The organism is Geodermatophilus maliterrae, assembly GCF_041018925.1.
GTDB classification, from domain to species: Bacteria; Actinomycetota; Actinomycetes; order Mycobacteriales; family Geodermatophilaceae; genus Geodermatophilus; species Geodermatophilus maliterrae.
Genome location: NZ_JBFNXQ010000043.1, coordinates 25,925 through 40,822, shown reverse-complemented (window position 1 = coordinate 40,822; position 14,898 = coordinate 25,925). Strand labels below are relative to the sequence as shown.

The 14,898-nt window shown below is 74.3% G+C and carries 11 protein-coding genes; 7 read left to right on the top strand and 4 right to left on the bottom strand.

Annotation, left to right across the window (positions count from 1 at the left end; all coding sequences use genetic code 11):
* Positions 1 to 345 precede the first annotated feature (345 nt).
* The 4 genes from ABQ292_RS14415 to deoC all read right to left on the bottom strand — a co-directional run bounded on the left by ABQ292_RS14415 (position 346) and on the right by deoC (position 5,382).
* A complete protein-coding gene (locus tag ABQ292_RS14415) occupies positions 346 to 1,872 on the bottom strand; it encodes a SatS C-terminal domain-containing protein (protein WP_369207503.1) in 1,527 nt (508 codons plus the stop codon).
* Positions 1,873 to 1,991: 119 nt separating this feature from the next.
* The gene (locus tag ABQ292_RS14410; protein ID WP_369207501.1) at positions 1,992 to 2,858 is read right to left on the bottom strand and encodes an aldehyde dehydrogenase family protein; all 867 of its coding nucleotides are present in this window, start codon (positions 2,856 to 2,858) and stop codon (positions 1,992 to 1,994) included.
* Between the two features lie 71 nt (positions 2,859 to 2,929).
* Entirely contained in the window at positions 2,930 to 4,384 is a 1,455-nt protein-coding gene (locus ABQ292_RS14405; protein WP_369207499.1) for an aldehyde dehydrogenase family protein, read from the bottom strand.
* 2 nt (positions 4,385 to 4,386) lie between these two features.
* Positions 4,387 to 5,382 carry a deoxyribose-phosphate aldolase gene (gene deoC, locus ABQ292_RS14400; RefSeq protein ID WP_369207497.1) on the bottom strand — a complete coding sequence of 332 codons (996 nt, stop codon included), beginning with the start codon at positions 5,380 to 5,382 and terminating at the stop codon, positions 4,387 to 4,389.
* 260 nt (positions 5,383 to 5,642) lie between these two features.
* Here deoC and ABQ292_RS14395 point away from each other — a divergent pair, with 260 nt between their 5' ends.
* The 7 genes from ABQ292_RS14395 to ABQ292_RS14365 all read left to right on the top strand — a co-directional run bounded on the left by ABQ292_RS14395 (position 5,643) and on the right by ABQ292_RS14365 (position 14,893).
* Entirely contained in the window at positions 5,643 to 8,639 is a 2,997-nt protein-coding gene (locus ABQ292_RS14395) for an arabinosyltransferase domain-containing protein (RefSeq protein ID WP_369207495.1), read from the top strand.
* A 135-nt stretch (positions 8,640 to 8,774) separates the two neighbouring features.
* Entirely contained in the window at positions 8,775 to 9,809 is a 1,035-nt protein-coding gene (locus tag ABQ292_RS14390; protein ID WP_369207493.1) for a glycosyltransferase family 2 protein, read from the top strand.
* The gene (locus ABQ292_RS14385; RefSeq protein WP_369207491.1) at positions 9,769 to 10,188 is read left to right on the top strand and encodes a GtrA family protein; all 420 of its coding nucleotides are present in this window, start codon (positions 9,769 to 9,771) and stop codon (positions 10,186 to 10,188) included. Before ABQ292_RS14390 ends, ABQ292_RS14385 begins: the two co-directional genes overlap by 41 nt.
* A complete protein-coding gene (locus ABQ292_RS14380; protein ID WP_369207489.1) occupies positions 10,185 to 11,450 on the top strand; it encodes an NAD(P)/FAD-dependent oxidoreductase in 1,266 nt (421 codons plus the stop codon). Before ABQ292_RS14385 ends, ABQ292_RS14380 begins: the two co-directional genes overlap by 4 nt.
* A 353-nt stretch (positions 11,451 to 11,803) precedes the next feature.
* The gene (locus ABQ292_RS14375) at positions 11,804 to 13,345 is read left to right on the top strand and encodes a hypothetical protein (protein ID WP_369207487.1); all 1,542 of its coding nucleotides are present in this window, start codon (positions 11,804 to 11,806) and stop codon (positions 13,343 to 13,345) included.
* A 28-nt stretch (positions 13,346 to 13,373) separates the two neighbouring features.
* Positions 13,374 to 13,997, top strand: coding sequence for a uracil phosphoribosyltransferase (gene upp / locus ABQ292_RS14370; RefSeq protein ID WP_369207485.1), 624 nt, complete (start codon positions 13,374 to 13,376; stop codon positions 13,995 to 13,997).
* Between the two features lie 2 nt (positions 13,998 to 13,999).
* Complete coding sequence (locus ABQ292_RS14365) at positions 14,000 to 14,893, top strand: Gfo/Idh/MocA family protein (RefSeq protein ID WP_369207483.1); 894 nt, start codon at positions 14,000 to 14,002, stop codon at positions 14,891 to 14,893.
* Positions 14,894 to 14,898: the final 5 nt, after the last annotated feature.

Here is a 14,898-nt window from a genome sequence, read left to right as displayed (position 1 = left end):
CCCGCCGCGACGGTGACCGGCCGCGGCGTCCCGTCGGGGAGGGTGAGCGCCCGCGCCGTCCGTACGGCGACCGGGACCGGTCCCGCGGCCCGGCCGAGGGTCCCCGCGGCGGGCGGCCCGACCGCCCGGCCCCGGTGCGCGACTGACCGACGCACCACCCTTCACGGCACCGGCGGCCGGTCCCGGGTCCTCCCGGGGCCGGCCGCCGGTGCGTCCGGGCCCGGGAGGACCACCTCCTGCGCACAGTCGTGCCCTGCCCCGCATGCGGAGCAGAGCACGACGGCCCGTGGCCCCCCTCCCGGGTCCCGCCGCGAGCTCGCGAGGGACGGGCAGAGAGGTCCCCCCTCAGTGGCGGAAGACCAGCGCGCTGCCGACCTGGGTGACGACCTCGTCCCACGCGCTGCGCAGCGCGGCGGCGTCCTCCGCGGGCAGGGGCGCACCCGGGTCGCCCTCGGCGCGGGCCACCGCCCGGCCCAGTGGCGCGCCCGGCGCGAGCAGCTCGTCGACCCGGCTGAGCCCGGCGTACTCGGCGACGTCCCGCACGCCCTCGACCGGCTGGGCGAACACCCGGTGGTCGACCAGGCCGGCAGCGCCACCGGCGACCTCGGCGAGCACCTCGGACAGCTCGGTGAGGTCGTAGCGGTCCTGCTCGGCCGGCAGGGGCAGGGTGTCGGTGTCGGCGACCTCCGGCCAGGAGGCGATCTCGGTGAGGTCGTGCTGCTCGTCGCCGGCGCAGAAGCGGGCCAGGTCGACCGGGGTGTCGAACAGGAACACCTCGCCGTCGCGGCCCAGGAAGCGGGCCACGTCCTCGACGTAGCAGCGCAGGGTGACCCCGGCGCCCTCGGGGACGACGATCTCCACCGGCAGGATGCCGACCGCCTCCCAGAACTCCGCGGCCGCCGCCACCGCGGCCGGGGTCGCGGTGATCCGGCTGCCGCCGCGGATGGTGCTCACGCCGGCCGCCGCGGCCTCCGCGGCCTCCGCGGGGGCGGCCGCCGTCGAGCCGCCCGCCGGCCGGTCGCCGGAGACGTCCGGGCCCACGGCCACCGTCTGCTGCGCGCCCCGGTCATCGGTGCCGACGGCGGCGTCGGTGTCGTCGTCGGTGTCGTCCTCGTCGAGGTCGTCGTCCAGGTCGTCCTCGTCCTCGGCCACCGAGGGGTAGGCGTCGAGGGTGGTGGTGCCGGCACCGGTCCAGTCCAGGTGCGCGGAGAGCTCCTCGAGGACGTCCTCCCACAGGTCGTCCAGCGCCCCGCCCACGCCGACCCAGGCGTCCTCGCCCGAGCGGCCGACGAAGGCCTCCACCCCCAGGCCGAGCGACCCGATCTCCGGCCGCGCGACCAGTTCGGCCAGCGCCGGGAACTCGGTGTCGTCGGTGTCGTCGTCCGCGGCCTCGTCCGCGAGGTCGTCCGTGGGGTCACCGTCGGCGGCGTCGCGGCCGGCGGGCCGGCGGGCCACGGGCTCGTCGTCCTCGTCGGCGCCGGCGGTGTCCAGGCACTCGGCCAGCCGGCTGACGATGTCGATGGTGGCCGCCAGCTCCTCGACCGCCCAGCGGTCGGGGTTCTCGGCGGCGATGTCGTAGACACCGTCGAGGTCGTAGCGGTGGTCGTCGTCCGGGGTGAGGTCGGCAGCGCCCAGTTCGGTCACGACCGGCCAGACCGGGTGGTCGGCCAGGTCGTGGTCCCGGCCGGTGCGGCAGAACGCGGCCAGCGCGGCCGGGGTGGGGAAGAGGTGCACGGTGGCCGTGTCGCCCTCGGAGGTGCCGAGGAAGGCCTGCCACTCCTCGCCGTCCTCCTCCCACGGCGGCGCCCACAGGGTGTAGCCGGTGCGGTCGTCGACGGTGAGGGCGATCGGGACGATGCTGGGCCTGGCCACGGGCCCATCCTGCCCGGTCCGCCGATGACCGCGACCCCAGGTGGCAGGACTCCCCGTTCGGATCGGCCCCTCCCCGGGGTGCCCCGGGCGTGCGAGGGGGTCCGGGGAGCGGTCCTCCCTCACACGCCCTTCGGGTGCCAGACGGTCTTGGTCTCGAGGAACGGCGTCATCCGGGACAGCCCCGGGTCGGCGGTCCAGTCCGGCTCCTCGGCCGGCGGGCGCAGCACCCGCTTGATGCTGCCGGCGGCCAGCCGCTCGAGCTCCATCGCCTGCGCCGGCGGGGCGCCGGTCAGGTCGACGGCGTCGACGTCGTCGTGCTCGGCCAGCCACGGTCCCAGCTCCGCGGCGTCGCCGGTGAGCAGGTTGACCACACCGCCGGGGACGTCGCTGGTGGCCAGCACCTCGCCGAGGGTGACCGCCGGCAGCGGCCGCTCCCGCGACGTCACCACGACGGCGGTGTTGCCGCTCGCCAGCACCGGGGCGAGCACGCTGACCAGGCCGAGCAGCGAGGACCGCTGCGGGGCCAGGACGGCGACGACGCCGGTGGGCTCGGGCAGCGAGAAGTCGAAGAACGGCCCGGCCACCGGGTTGGCGCTGCCGAGGACGGCGGCGAGCTTGTCGGTCCACCCGGCGTACCAGACCCACCGGTCGACGGCGGCGTCGACGGCGGCCCGCGCCCGACCGGCCGACAGCCCCTCACCGGCGGCGACCTCCTCGCAGAACTGCGCGTGCCGGCCCTCCATGACCTCGGCCACCCGGTAGAGCACCTGGCCTCGGTTGTAGGCGGTGGCGCGCGACCACGTGCCGAAGGCGGCGCGGGCGGCGACGACGGCGTCGCGGGCGTCCTTGCGGGAGGCGTGCGCGGCGTTGGCCAGGAAGCCGCCCCGGTGGTCGGTGACCGCGTACGTGCGGCCGGACTCCGAGCGCGGGAAGGCGCCGCCCAGGTAGAGCTTGAACGTCTTGCGGACGGCCAGGCGGTCCGACATCAGTGGGAGGCCCCTTCCACGGGTCGCTCCTGCGCTCGCTCGCCGGCGCTCGCTGTGGTGCTCACTCGCTGTCAGCTCCCGTTCCTCAGGTAGGCGGCCAGGCCCTGCCGGCCGCCCTCGCGGCCGTAGCCGGACTGCTTGTAGCCGCCGAAGGGCGACGTCGGGTCGAACTCGTTGAACGTGTTGGCCCACACCACGCCGGCGCGCAGCCGGTCGGTGATCGCCAGGATCCGCGAGCCCTTCTCCGTCCAGACGCCGGCCGACAGCCCGTAGGTGGAGTTGTTCGCCTTGGCGACCGCCTCGTCCGGCGTCCGGAAGGTCAGCACCGACAGCACCGGCCCGAACACCTCGTCGCGGGCGATGCGGTGGGCGGGGGAGACGTCGGTGAACACCGTCGGCGGGAACCAGTACCCGCGGTCGGGCAGCTCGCAGGCCGGCTGCCAGCGGTGCGCCCCTTCGGCCTCGCCGATCTCCGACAGCTCCCGGATGCGGGTCAGCTGCTCGGCGGAGTTGATCGCGCCGACGTCGGTGTTCTTGTCCAGCGGGTCGCCCACCCGCAGCGTGCCGATGCGCCGCTGCAGCGAGGCGATGACCTCGTCGTGCACGTTCTCCTGCACCAGCAGCCGCGAGCCCGCGCAGCACACGTGGCCCTGGTTGAAGAAGATGCCGCGCACGATGCCCTCGACGGCCTGGTCGATCGGGGCGTCGTCGAAGACGATGTTGGCCGCCTTGCCGCCCAGCTCCAGGGTCAGCACCTTGCGGGTGCCGGCCACCGCGCGGGCGATCGAGCGGCCCACCTCGGTCGACCCGGTGAACGCGACCTTGTCGACGTCGGCGTGCTCGACGACGGCCCGGCCGGTCTCGCCGGCGCCGGTGACGACGTTGACCACCCCGGGCGGCAGGTCGGCCTGCCGGCAGACCTCGGCGAACAGCAGTGCGGTCAGCGGGGTGGTCTCGGCCGGCTTGAGGACGACGGTGTTGCCGGTGGCCAGCGCCGGGGCCACCTTCCACGCCAGCATCAGCAGCGGGAAGTTCCACGGGATGACCTGTCCGGCGACGCCGTGCGGGCGCGGGTCGGGCCCGTGACCTGCGTACTCGAGCTTGTCGGCCCACCCGGCGTGGTAGAAGAAGTGCGCCGCGGCCAGGGGGACGTCGACGTCGCGGGACTCGCGGATCGGCTTGCCGTTGTCCAGTGACTCCAGGACGGCGAACTCCCGCGCCCGCTCCTGCAGCAGCCGGGCGATGCGGAACAGGTACTTGCCGCGGTCGGCGGGACGCATCGGCCCCCACACGCGGGTGAACGCACGACGCGCGGCCCGGACGGCGCGGTCGACGTCGACGTCGGTGCCGACGGCGACCTCGGAGAGGACCTCCTCGGTGGCCGGGTTGACCGTCTTCATCGGCTCGCCGGAGCCGTCGACGAACTCGCCGTCGACGAACAGGCCGTAGGAGGGGGCGACGTCGACGATCGACCGCGACTCGGGGGCGGGGGCGTACTCGAACGGGCCGGAGAGGGTGCTGGTCATTGTCAGTCGACGCTCACGTGGTCGGGGCCGGAGTAGTGGCCGGTGCGCAGCTTCTGCCGCTGCAGGAGCAGGTCGTTGAGCAGGCCGGAGGCGCCGATGCGGAACCAGTCGGGGGACAGCCAGTCGCCCCCGGCGGTCTCGTTGACCAGCACCAGGTGCTTGATCGCGTCCTTCGTCGTCCGGATGCCGCCGGCGGGCTTGACGCCGACCTGACGCCCGGTAGCGGCGCGGAAGTCCCGGACCGCCTCGAGCATCACCAGGCAGACCGGCAGCGTCGCGGCGGGGGAGGTCTTCCCGGTGGAGGTCTTGATGAAGTCGCCGCCGGCGAGCATCGCCAGCCAGGACGCGCGGCGGGCGTTGTCGTAGGTGACCAGCTCGCCGGTCTCGAGGATGACCTTCAGGTGCGCGGTCCCGCAGGCCTCCTTGACCGCGACGATCTCGTCGAGGACGTCGAGGTAGCGGCCGGCCAGGAAGGCGCCGCGGTCGATCACCATGTCGATCTCGTCGGCGCCGCCGGCCACCGCGTCGCGGACGTCGGCGAGCTTGACCGCGCGGCTGGCCCGGCCGCTGGGGAAGGCGGTGGCGACGGCGGCGACCTTGACGCCGCTGCCGGCCAGTGCCTCCTCCGCCACGCCGGCCAGGTCCCCGTACACGCAGACGGCGGCCACCGCGGGGCAGGTCGGGTCGGTGGGGTCGGGACGGCGGGCCTTGGCGGCCAGTGAGCGTACCTTCCCCGGGGTGTCGGCGCCCTCGAGGGTGGTCAGGTCGACCATCGAGATGGCGGTGTCGATCGCCCAGGCCTTGGCCGTGGTCTTGATCGAGCGGGTGCCGAGCGTGGCGGCGCGCTGCTCCGCGCCGACCTGGTCGACACCGGGCAGGCCGTGCAGGAAGGCGCGGAGGGCGGCGTCCGAGCGGGTCACGTCGTCGAACGTCGTCCCGGGCCCCGGGCCGGGCCGGGTCCCGGCAGCCAGCACCCCGGGGTCGAGCACGTGGGTCATGCGGGCATTGTCTCCCCGCTCGGTCCCGCACCGGACGGCGCACACCCGGTCGGGTGCGGGTCGGTTCCGCACGGCTCGTGCGCACGCCGTCCCCGCGTTCGCCGCCCGGCGGACGCCGGGGTGTCGGCTAGCCTGCCCCAAACCGCCCCCTCACCGAGAGGCACCGGGTGTCGAGGACTCTGTCGCCGGCCGCGGAAGACGCTCTGGACGAGCCCGTCGCCGACGGGCGCCCCCCGGCTCCTCGGGGCCGGCTGCGGGCCGTGGTGTCCCTCCTGGTGGGACTCCTCGGCATCGCCCTCGCCCTGGCGCTGCCGCTGGCACCGGTGGTGGCCGACCGGACGGTGGTCAGCTGGCCCGCGGCCGGGCAGCAGCCCGTCTCCACCACCGCCTTCTTCGTGCCCTACCGGCCGGCCGAGCTGCACGTGGAGATCCCGTGCCGCGCGGTCCAGGCGGCCCTGGGCAGCCCGGAGCGCACGACGCTCGTGGCCACCACGGTGGTGCCCGAGGGTGGGTCGACCTCCGGTCTCGTCGTCGACACCGAGGCCGGGCAGCTGCGCGTGCTAGTCAACGGGCGTCTCGTCCGTGAGGAGACACCGGGCGCGACGGGGTGCGACGTCCGGGTGGACTCCGACGACACGGCCACGACGGTGTCCGCCGGATCGGGCCCACCGACGGCGCTGCCGGGGGAGCCGGTCCCGGAGGTCTTCGCCTTCGTCACCGACCTGGCCCCCGGCCAGGCGGCCGACACGAGCGTCACCGCCCGCACGCGCACGTGGTTCGAGAGCCGGCCCAGCGGGCTCAAGCTGGCGGTCACCGGCGCCCACGCGCTGCTCGTCCTGCTCTCCGTCGCCCTCCTGGTGCGGCGGGGGCCGCGCGCGGTCCGCCCCGCGCGGGAACGCGTCCCCGGACGGGCCCTCCGGGTGCTGTGCGACGTCGCCGTGGTGTCCGTCCTGTCGGCGTGGGTCCTCATCGCGCCCCAGACCGACGACGACGGCTACGCGACGATGACCGTCCGCAACGCCCTGGTCAGCGGTGACATCGGCAACTACTACCACTGGTTCAACGCGTCCGAGGCGCCGTTCACGCTGGTGCAGCACATCGTCCGACCCATCGTCGCGATGACGACCGAGCCGGTGTGGCTGCGCCTGCCCAGCTACCTGGCCGGGGTCGCCACGTGGTTCGTGGTCAGCCGGGGCGTGCTCGGCGCCGTCCTCCCCCGCCCGAGCCGGGGCGGCGTCGTCCGGTGGTCGGCCGCCCTGTGCTTCCTGGCCTGGTGGCTGCCGTTCGACCTCGGCGTGCGTCCCGAGCCCTTCGTCGCGCTGGCCACGGCGACCGTCCTCGCGCTGCTCCTGCGCGGCACCACCCCGGGCGCGCGCCGTCCGCTGCCGGCGGTCGCGGCGGCGGCCCTGGTGGCCGGGGTGGCGCTGGCGATCACGCCGTCGAGCGTCGTCGTCCTCGCGCCCGTACTGGTGCTGCTGCCCCGGATCTGGCGGACGCTGCGCGCCGACGACGCCGGAGGCTCGTGGGTGTCGACGGCCGGCCTCGCGGCACTGCTGGGCTGCATCGCGAGCAGCGGGCTGGTGCTGATGTTCGCCGACCAGTCGTGGCACGGGGTCGCCAAGGCCACGGAGCTGCACACGCTGATCGGGCCGAACCTGGCCTGGTACGAGGAGGTCACGCGGTACGCCGTGCTGCTGAGCGTCGCCGGTGGTCAGGGCACCGCCACCAAGCGGCTGCCGGTGGTCCTCACCCTCGTGCTGCTGGTCGTCGTCGCCCTGCTGCTCGCCCGACGGACGCGGGAGCCGAGGGTGTTCCCGGAGGCGCACCTCCTGGCGGCCTCGACCGCGCTGGGCTTCGTGCTCCTGGCCGTGACCCCGTCGAAGTGGACGCACCACTTCGGCTCGATGGTCGGGCTGGCCGCACCCTTCGTGGTCGTGGCCGGCGCCCTGCTGGTCCGGGTCGCCCGCGAGCGGTCGCGCGACCGCGGGGTCGTCGCCATCGGACTGGTCGGCGCCGGGCTGCTCGCGCTGGCGACCGCACTGGCCTTCTCGGGGCCGAACGCGTGGTTCCTGTACTCGAACTACGGCCTGCCGTACCAGGACGTGGCGGTCCGCCCCCTCGGGATCCCCCTCCACAACCCCGTGACGTGGCTCGTGGTCGCGGCCGTCGCCGCGGTCGTCCTCGTCCGGCTGCGGCGGCGGCCCGGCCAGGGGAGCGCCGCGACCGCCGCCGTCCTGTCGCCGGTGCTGCTCACCGCGACCGCCCTCGTCGCCGCGGTCGTGCTGCTCCTCGGGAGCTTCACCGTGGCGCCCCTGCGACAGGCCGCGGCCGGCGGCTACTCGCTGACCGAGGTGAACCTGGCGAGCCTGACCGGCGGGACGTGCGGGGTGGCGGAGGCCGTGGAGGTCCTCGTCGACGACCCCGGCGGGCCGCTGGGCCCGGCGATCGGCGAGGGGTCGGCGGACGGCTTCGTGAGCGGCGGCGGGTACCCGCCGTCCTCCCCGCCGCCCGCTCCTCCCGGCACGGGGCCGGCCACGGACCTGTGGGGGAGCCTCGCCGGCGGTGAGCTGGCGACCGGCACCCTGACCAGTCCGTGGGTCCCCCTGCCGGAGCTGGCCGACGACCAGGACGTCGCCGTGTCCGTGGCCGGCCGGACCGCCGGCGCCAACCGGCTGGAGCTGGAGTTCGGTCGGTCCGACGGCGGCGAGGCGGTGACGGCGCTCGAACGCCGTCCGCTCGGGGACGGGCCGGAGGGCCGGCCTGCGTGGCGCCCGCTGGCCGTCGGCGCCGACGCCGTCCCCGCCACCGCGGACGCGGTCCGCGTCCTGGCCACGGACGCCGCCACGGACGCCGGCGGCTGGCTGGCCGTGACCGGGCCGCGGGTGCGGACGGCCGAGGGGCTCCAGGACTTCCTCACCGGCCGGGGGACCGTCCTCCCGGACTGGCCGCTGTCGTGGCACGTGCCCTGCGTGCGTGACATCCCGGTGGTGGCCGACGGTCTGGCGCAGACCCCGGACGTGCTGCTGGCGGCCCCCGGTGCCTACGCCGACGTGGCCGGGATCGCCTACGCCCCCGGTCAGGGCGGGAGCTTCGCCGGTGTCACCCTCGCTGCCCGGCAGGAGGTGCCGAGCAGGCTGGCCGGCGCACCCCAGGAGGAGTGGGGGAGCGTGGTGGTGCTGGACTACGCGATGGCCCGGGACGCCTACGACCGGACGACGGGCGAGGTGTGGCTGTGGGGCTGGCAGGGGGACCGGTGAGGCCCCGGGACCCCGCTCCGGCCGAGGCCGACCGCCCGCGGTCGCCGCGCCTCGTCTAGTTTCGTTGTCCTGTCAGCACGACGGGCTCGGAGGACCCGGCCTGCCAGTGACGGCCGAGAGCGACGGGAGACCGTAGTGGCGACCCCTGCCATCGATCGCCAGCACGTTGGCGGAGAACGGGACCTGGCGAGCGAGCCGTCGCGGCGGCGACTCGTCTCGTACGTGTTGCCCGTGTACAACGAGGCGGACGGCATCCGCGAGTTCCACAGCCGGTTGGTGGCGGCCACCCGGGCCCGTCCCGACCTGGACTTCCAGTTCGTGTACGTGAACGACGGCTCCCGTGACGGGTCGCTGGAGATCCTCCGCGAGCTGGCCGCGTCCTGCGAGGCGGTCAAGGTGCTCGACCTGTCCCGCAACTTCGGTCACCAGATGGCCATCACCGCCGGTCTCGACAGTGCCGACGGCGACGCCGTGATCGTGATGGACACCGACCTGCAAGACCCCCCCGAGGTCAGCCTCGAGCTCATCTCGGCCTGGGAGTCCGGCGCGCAGATCGTGTACGCGCAGCGACGCACCCGCAAGGACACCGCGGTCAAGCGGCTCACCGCGCACGCCTACTACCGCGTGCTGCGCAGGTTCGCCGACATCGACATCCCCGTGGACACAGGTGACTTCCGGTTGATGGACCGCACGACCACCGACCTGCTGCGGTCCCACAGGGAGCGCAACCGGTTCGTGCGGGGGCTCGTGGCCTCGCTGGGGTTCGAGCAGGTGGCCGTCCCGTTCAACCGCGACGAGCGGGTCGCCGGGTCCACGCACTACCCCCTGACCAAGATGCTGCGCCTGGCCGCCGACGGTGTGACCAGCTTCTCCACCGTCCCGCTGAAGCTGATCACGCGGCTGGGTGTGGCGACCGTGGTGCTCGCGCTCCTGGGGATCGTCTACGCCCTCGTCATCCGTCTCTTCCTGCCGGAGATCTCGGTCCCCGGGTGGACGCTCCTGATGATCATGGTGCTGTTCCTCGGTGGTGTGCAGATGCTGTCGCTCGGGGTGATCGGGTCCTACGTCGGGCGGATCTACACCGAGGTGCAGGCGCGACCTCTCTACATCGTCCAGGAGGTGGTCGGGCGTGGCCACGGAGGCGAGCGGGCTCAGGAGACCGGCGCGTGAGCTCTGGCAGCAGTACCGGAGCTTCATCCTCTACCAGCTGATCGGGGTCTCCGGGGTCCTGCTGGACCTGGTCCTCTTCCTGCTGCTGTACAACGGCCTCGGGGTCCACGAGCAGCTCGCGACGGTGGTCAGCACGTCGGCGGGCATCACGAACAACTTCCTGCTCAACAGCTTCCTGAACTTCCGCAAGCGCGACGGGATGCTGCGCCGGTTCCTCCGCTTCTACGCGGTGGGCTTGATCGGCATCGGACTCGTGGCCGTGCTGCTGCTGGTCTTCCACACGTGGCTGGGTGTCGACGCCAACGTGGTCAAGGTCGTGTCGCTGCCGGTCGTCGCCGTCCTGCAGTTCCTGCTGAACAAGAGATGGAGCTTTCGATGAAGATCGGCATCATCGGCGCCGGCGCGACGGGTCTGACCGCGGCGTACGACCTGGCCGCGGACGGCCACGACGTCACGGTGCTCGAGGGTGCGGACGAGATCGGCGGACTGGCCGGGTCGCTGGAGGTGCAGGGCACTCCGCTCGAGCGCTACTACCACCACATCTTCGGCACCGACCGCGCGATGATCGACCTGATCGACGAGCTCGGCCTGTCCCCGAAGCTGCGCTTCCACGCCACCACGACCGGCATCTACCACGACGGCGCCCTGCACGACTTCTCCACGCCCGCGCAGATGCTCGCCTTCCCGCCGCTGCGGCTGCGGGACCGGATCCGCTTCGGGGCGTCCTCGGCCGCGCTCAAGGCGGTCCGCAACGGAGAGCGGTTCGGGGACCGGCGCGCCCTCGAGTGGGTGCGACGCTGGGCCGGGCGGCGGGCGACCGACGTCATCTGGGAACCCCTGCTCATCGGCAAGTTCGGTGCGCGTGCCCCGGAGATCTCGATGGCCTGGCTCTGGGCGCGGGTGCACTTCCGCACGTTCAAGCTCGGGTACCTCGACGGGGGCTTCCACCAGGTCTACACCGGGCTGCTGCGCGCCGTGCAGGAGCGCGGGGGCAAGGTCGAGACGGGCAAGCGACTGGCCCGGATCGCGCAGCCGGACGCGGACGGGCCGGTGGAGGTGCACACCGAGGACGGCGCGCGCTACGAGTACGACCGGGTCCTCGTCACCGTCCCCCAGCCGGCGTTCGCCCAGGCCACCGGAGCCCCGGCCGACGACGTCCTGCAGCGCGCGGAGTACCTGGGGGCCACGTGCTTCGTGCTCGAGTGCGACCGCAGCGTCATCCCCTACTACTGGCTCAACGTCAACGACCCGTCCTTCCCGTTCCTGGCCGTCGTCGAGCACACGAGGATGGTGCCGACGGGGGACTACGGCGGCCGGCACGTCGTCTACGTCGGCAACTACGTCCCGCGCGACGACTGGCGCTTCACCACCGACCCGGCCGAGCTGCTCGAGCGGTACGAGCCCTGGCTCAAGCGCCTCAACCCCGACTTCGAGCTCTCCTGGGTGAAGAACTGGCACTTCTCGCGGGCCGGGTTCGCCCAGCCCGTGGTCACCCCGGCCTACCGGGAGTCCATCCCCCCGCACGAGACGTCGATGCCCGGGGTCGTGCTCGCGACGATGTCGCAGATCTACCCCCAGGACCGCGGCCAGAGCTATGCCGTGGCGATGGCTCGCCGGGTCGTGCAGCAGTACTTCCGCTGACCGCTCACCCGGGTAGCGGGTCCTGAGCGACGCGAGGACGCCGGTGGGTCACCCCGCGCCGGCCGGCGGCCCCGAGCCGGCAGCTCGTGCAGCCCGTCCGCGGTCCGTGCCGGGCCACGTCGATCGTCCGGCGTGACCCGGCACCGCACGAGAGGGCCTGCTCGGGCCCGGACCCACGCGTCGGCGGGTGGGACCCCTGGGCACGCCCGCTCACGAGCTCCGCAGGACCCGCCCACGAGGCGGCACGGCACCCGACCCGACTCCCCGAGGAGGTCCCTCGAGGGACCTCTCCTCCAGCACGACGAGCAGGACGGTGGACACGCGTGACCGCGAGGACGACAGGCGGAGCCCAGATGCCCCTCCCGACCGCCTCGGGCGCAGCGGTGGAGGCGGCCGGGACGCGGACGCTCGACGTCCGCACCGACGCCCTCGTGACCGCCGTGCTCGCCTACCTGGGCCTACCGGTCCTGCTCCTCGCGGTCTACCTGCACACCGTCGCGGGGGCGGCCGCCGCGGTCCTCCTCGTGGCCGCACTGGTGTCCGCCGCGTCCGCCCGGCACTCCCCGGACCGCTCCGAGACGCCCGGCGGGGTGATCAGCCTCCGCTGGGGCGAGGTGGCCTTCGTCGTCGTCCTTGCCCTCGTGCTGGCGTTCCTCGGCGGAGCCGTCGGGGTCGTGGACCCGCCCTGGGACTGGAACAAGCACAACGCCCTGCTCCACGACCTGACGACGATGTCGTGGCCGGTCACGTACGAGGGAGCGGGGAACTCGTCCCTGGTCTACAGCTTCGGCCTCTACCTGCCGGCGGCGGCGATGGCCAAGGCGGCCGGCGGGTCCGTCCTCCTCGCCCATGCCGCCCTCCTCGTGTGGATCGCCCTGGGGTACGCGCTGGTGCTCACGCTGGTCAGTGGCTTCTTCGCCCGGGGACGACGAGCCCTGACGGCAGCCGTCGCGCTGGTGGTGTTCGGTGGAGCCGACGTGCTGGGTGCCGTGATCGCCTCCGGCAGCACCGTCCCCACCGAGTGGTGGTTCCCGTCCAACGGGGTGTTCGTGCAGTACAGCGGCAACATCACGGCGCTGTGCTGGGTGCCCCAGCACGCCATCCCGTCGTGGCTCATCGGGGCACTGTTCGTCCGGGCCTGGCCCGCGAAGCGGTGGCGGGACGGTCGCGCCGTGCTGTTCGCCGTCGGCCTGTCGGCGCTGTGGTCGCCCTTCGCCGTGATCGGGGGCGCGGTGCTCCTGGGGGCGTTGCTCCTCCGGTCCGCCGTGCAGCGCGTGCCGCTGCGGTGGCGGTCCCTCTGGGTGGAGGTCTGCCTCGGGCTGGCCCTGGTCCCGGTGGCGCTCTTCCTGAGCTTCGTCGGCGGTGAGCAGCAGCTGTCGATGTCGGGGATCGGTCCCCGGGGCTACGCCTTCTTCCTCGCCGTGGAGATCGGGCTGTGGGTCGTCCTGGCCTGCCTGGCCGGCCGCTACAGGTCGGCGCTCGTGCCCGTGCTGCTGGTCCTGCTCGTGCTGCCGGTCCTCAGGTTCGGCGAGTTCAACGACCTCGCGATGCGGGCGTCGCTGCCGGCCCTCATGGCGCTGAACGTGCTGGCCTGGATCGGCCTGCTGCGGGGGACGGCCCGGCCCACCAGGCTGGTCGGCCGGGTCGCGGTGACCGTGGTCGGCGTCGCGGCCGTGGCCTCGTCCCTGCCGACCGGGTCCTTGGAGATCCAGCGCGCGGTGATGGGGCGGCCGCTCCCCGCCTACGAGCAGTACTGGGACGAGTCGGTGCCGGCGTTCCTCGAGCGCCTGGACAGCAGCCCGTCCATCCGGGCCCAGTACCTGACGTGCCCGCGAGGCCCGGTCGCGGAGGCCCTGGGCCTGGAGGCGTGCCGAGGTGCCGAGGCCGTGAGGTGAGGACCGGGCGGCCGATACGGTGGCCCGCGTGCAGCTGACCGTCGTCGACCACCCGCTGGCCCGTGCCCGCCTGTCGCGCATGCGCGACGAGCGGACCGACAACGCCGCGTTCCGGGCCGCGCTGCGCGAGCTGACCCAGATGCTGGTCTACGAGGCCACCCGCGACCTCGTGGTGGCCGAGGAGCCGATCACCACGCCGGTCACCGGGACCACCGGCTACCGGCTGGCCGCACCACCGCTGATCGTGCCGGTGCTGCGGGCGGGCCTGGGCATGGCCGACACCGCGCACGGGATGCTGCCGGAGTCGCAGATGGGCTTCGTCGGCCTGGCCCGCAACGAGGTGACCTTCCAGCCGGAGGCCTACATGGCCTCGCTGCCCGAGACGCTGGTCGGCCGGCACGTGTTCGTCCTCGACCCGATGCTGGCCACCGGCGGGTCGCTGGTGCACTGCTGCACGCTGCTGACCGACCGCGGCGCCACCGAGATCACCGTGCTGTGCGCCCTGGCCGCCCCGGTCGGCCTGGAGCGCCTGGAGCGGAGCGGGCTGCCGCTGCGGGTGTTCACCGCCAGCGTCGACGAGGGGCTCGACGACAGGGCCTACATCGTCCCCGGCCTGGGCGACGCCGGGGACCGCCAGTTCGGCGCGGTCTGACCGTGCGCCTCGCCGTCCTCGGCACCGGCTTCTGGGCCACGCAGGTGCACGCGACCTCGATCGCCGGCGCCGACGACGCCGAGCTCGTCGGCTTCTGGGGCCGTGACGCCGCCAAGGCCGCCGCCGCGGGGGCGGAGTTCGACGTCCCCGGCACCGACGACCTCGACGCGCTGCTCGCCGACGTCGACGCGGTCTCGGTGGCCGTGCCGCCCGACGTGCAGGTCGGGCTCGCGGAGCGCGCCGCCGGGGCCGGGAGGCACCTGCTGCTGGAGAAGCCCATCGGGTTCACCGTCGCCGACGCCGACCGCGTGGTCGACGCCGTCCGCGCGGCCGGGGTCGCCTCCGTCGTCTTCTTCACCGACCGGTTCCGCCCCGCCACGGCCACGTGGCTCGAGCAGGCCGCGCGCGCCCCGCTCGCCGGCGGCGCGGTGAGCTGGATGGGCTCCCTGGCCGGGAGCCCGTTCGACACGGCCTGGCGGCGCGAGCACGGGGCGCTGTGGGACGTCGGCCCGCACGCGCTCGGGCTGCTCGTGCCGACGCTGGGCCCGGTCGTCTCGGTGCAGGCCGGCGCCGGCCGCGGGGACACCGTGCACCTGGTCCTGCAGCACGCCTCCGGGGCGGCGAGCACGGTGACGCTGTCGTCGACGGTGGCGCCGATGGCCGGCGGCGTGGAGGTGACCGTGCACGGCGACGCCGGCCGGCTGGTGCTGCTGCCCGAGCGCGACGACCTGGCGGTCGTCGAGGCGCACCGCGCGGCGGTCGCCGAGCTGTCCGCGGCCGCGCTGACCGGCGGGGCGTCCGCGCTCGACGTCGGCTTCGCCCGCGACGTCGTCGTCGTGCTCGCCGCGGTGCAGCGCGCGCTCGCCTCCGGCTGCCGGGAGCCCGTGCCCGCCTGACCTGC

Coding starts and splice junctions, on each gene's coding strand:
- deoC (WP_369207497.1), bottom strand. CDS start 5,382: ATGACCCACGTGCTCGACCCCGGGGTGCTGGCTGCCGGGACCCGGCCC.
- ABQ292_RS14375 (WP_369207487.1), top strand. CDS start 11,804: ATGCCCCTCCCGACCGCCTCGGGCGCAGCGGTGGAGGCGGCCGGGACG.
- ABQ292_RS14405 (WP_369207499.1), bottom strand. CDS start 4,384: ATGACCAGCACCCTCTCCGGCCCGTTCGAGTACGCCCCCGCCCCCGAG.
- ABQ292_RS14410 (WP_369207501.1), bottom strand. CDS start 2,858: ATGTCGGACCGCCTGGCCGTCCGCAAGACGTTCAAGCTCTACCTGGGC.
- ABQ292_RS14380 (WP_369207489.1), top strand. CDS start 10,185: ATGAAGATCGGCATCATCGGCGCCGGCGCGACGGGTCTGACCGCGGCG.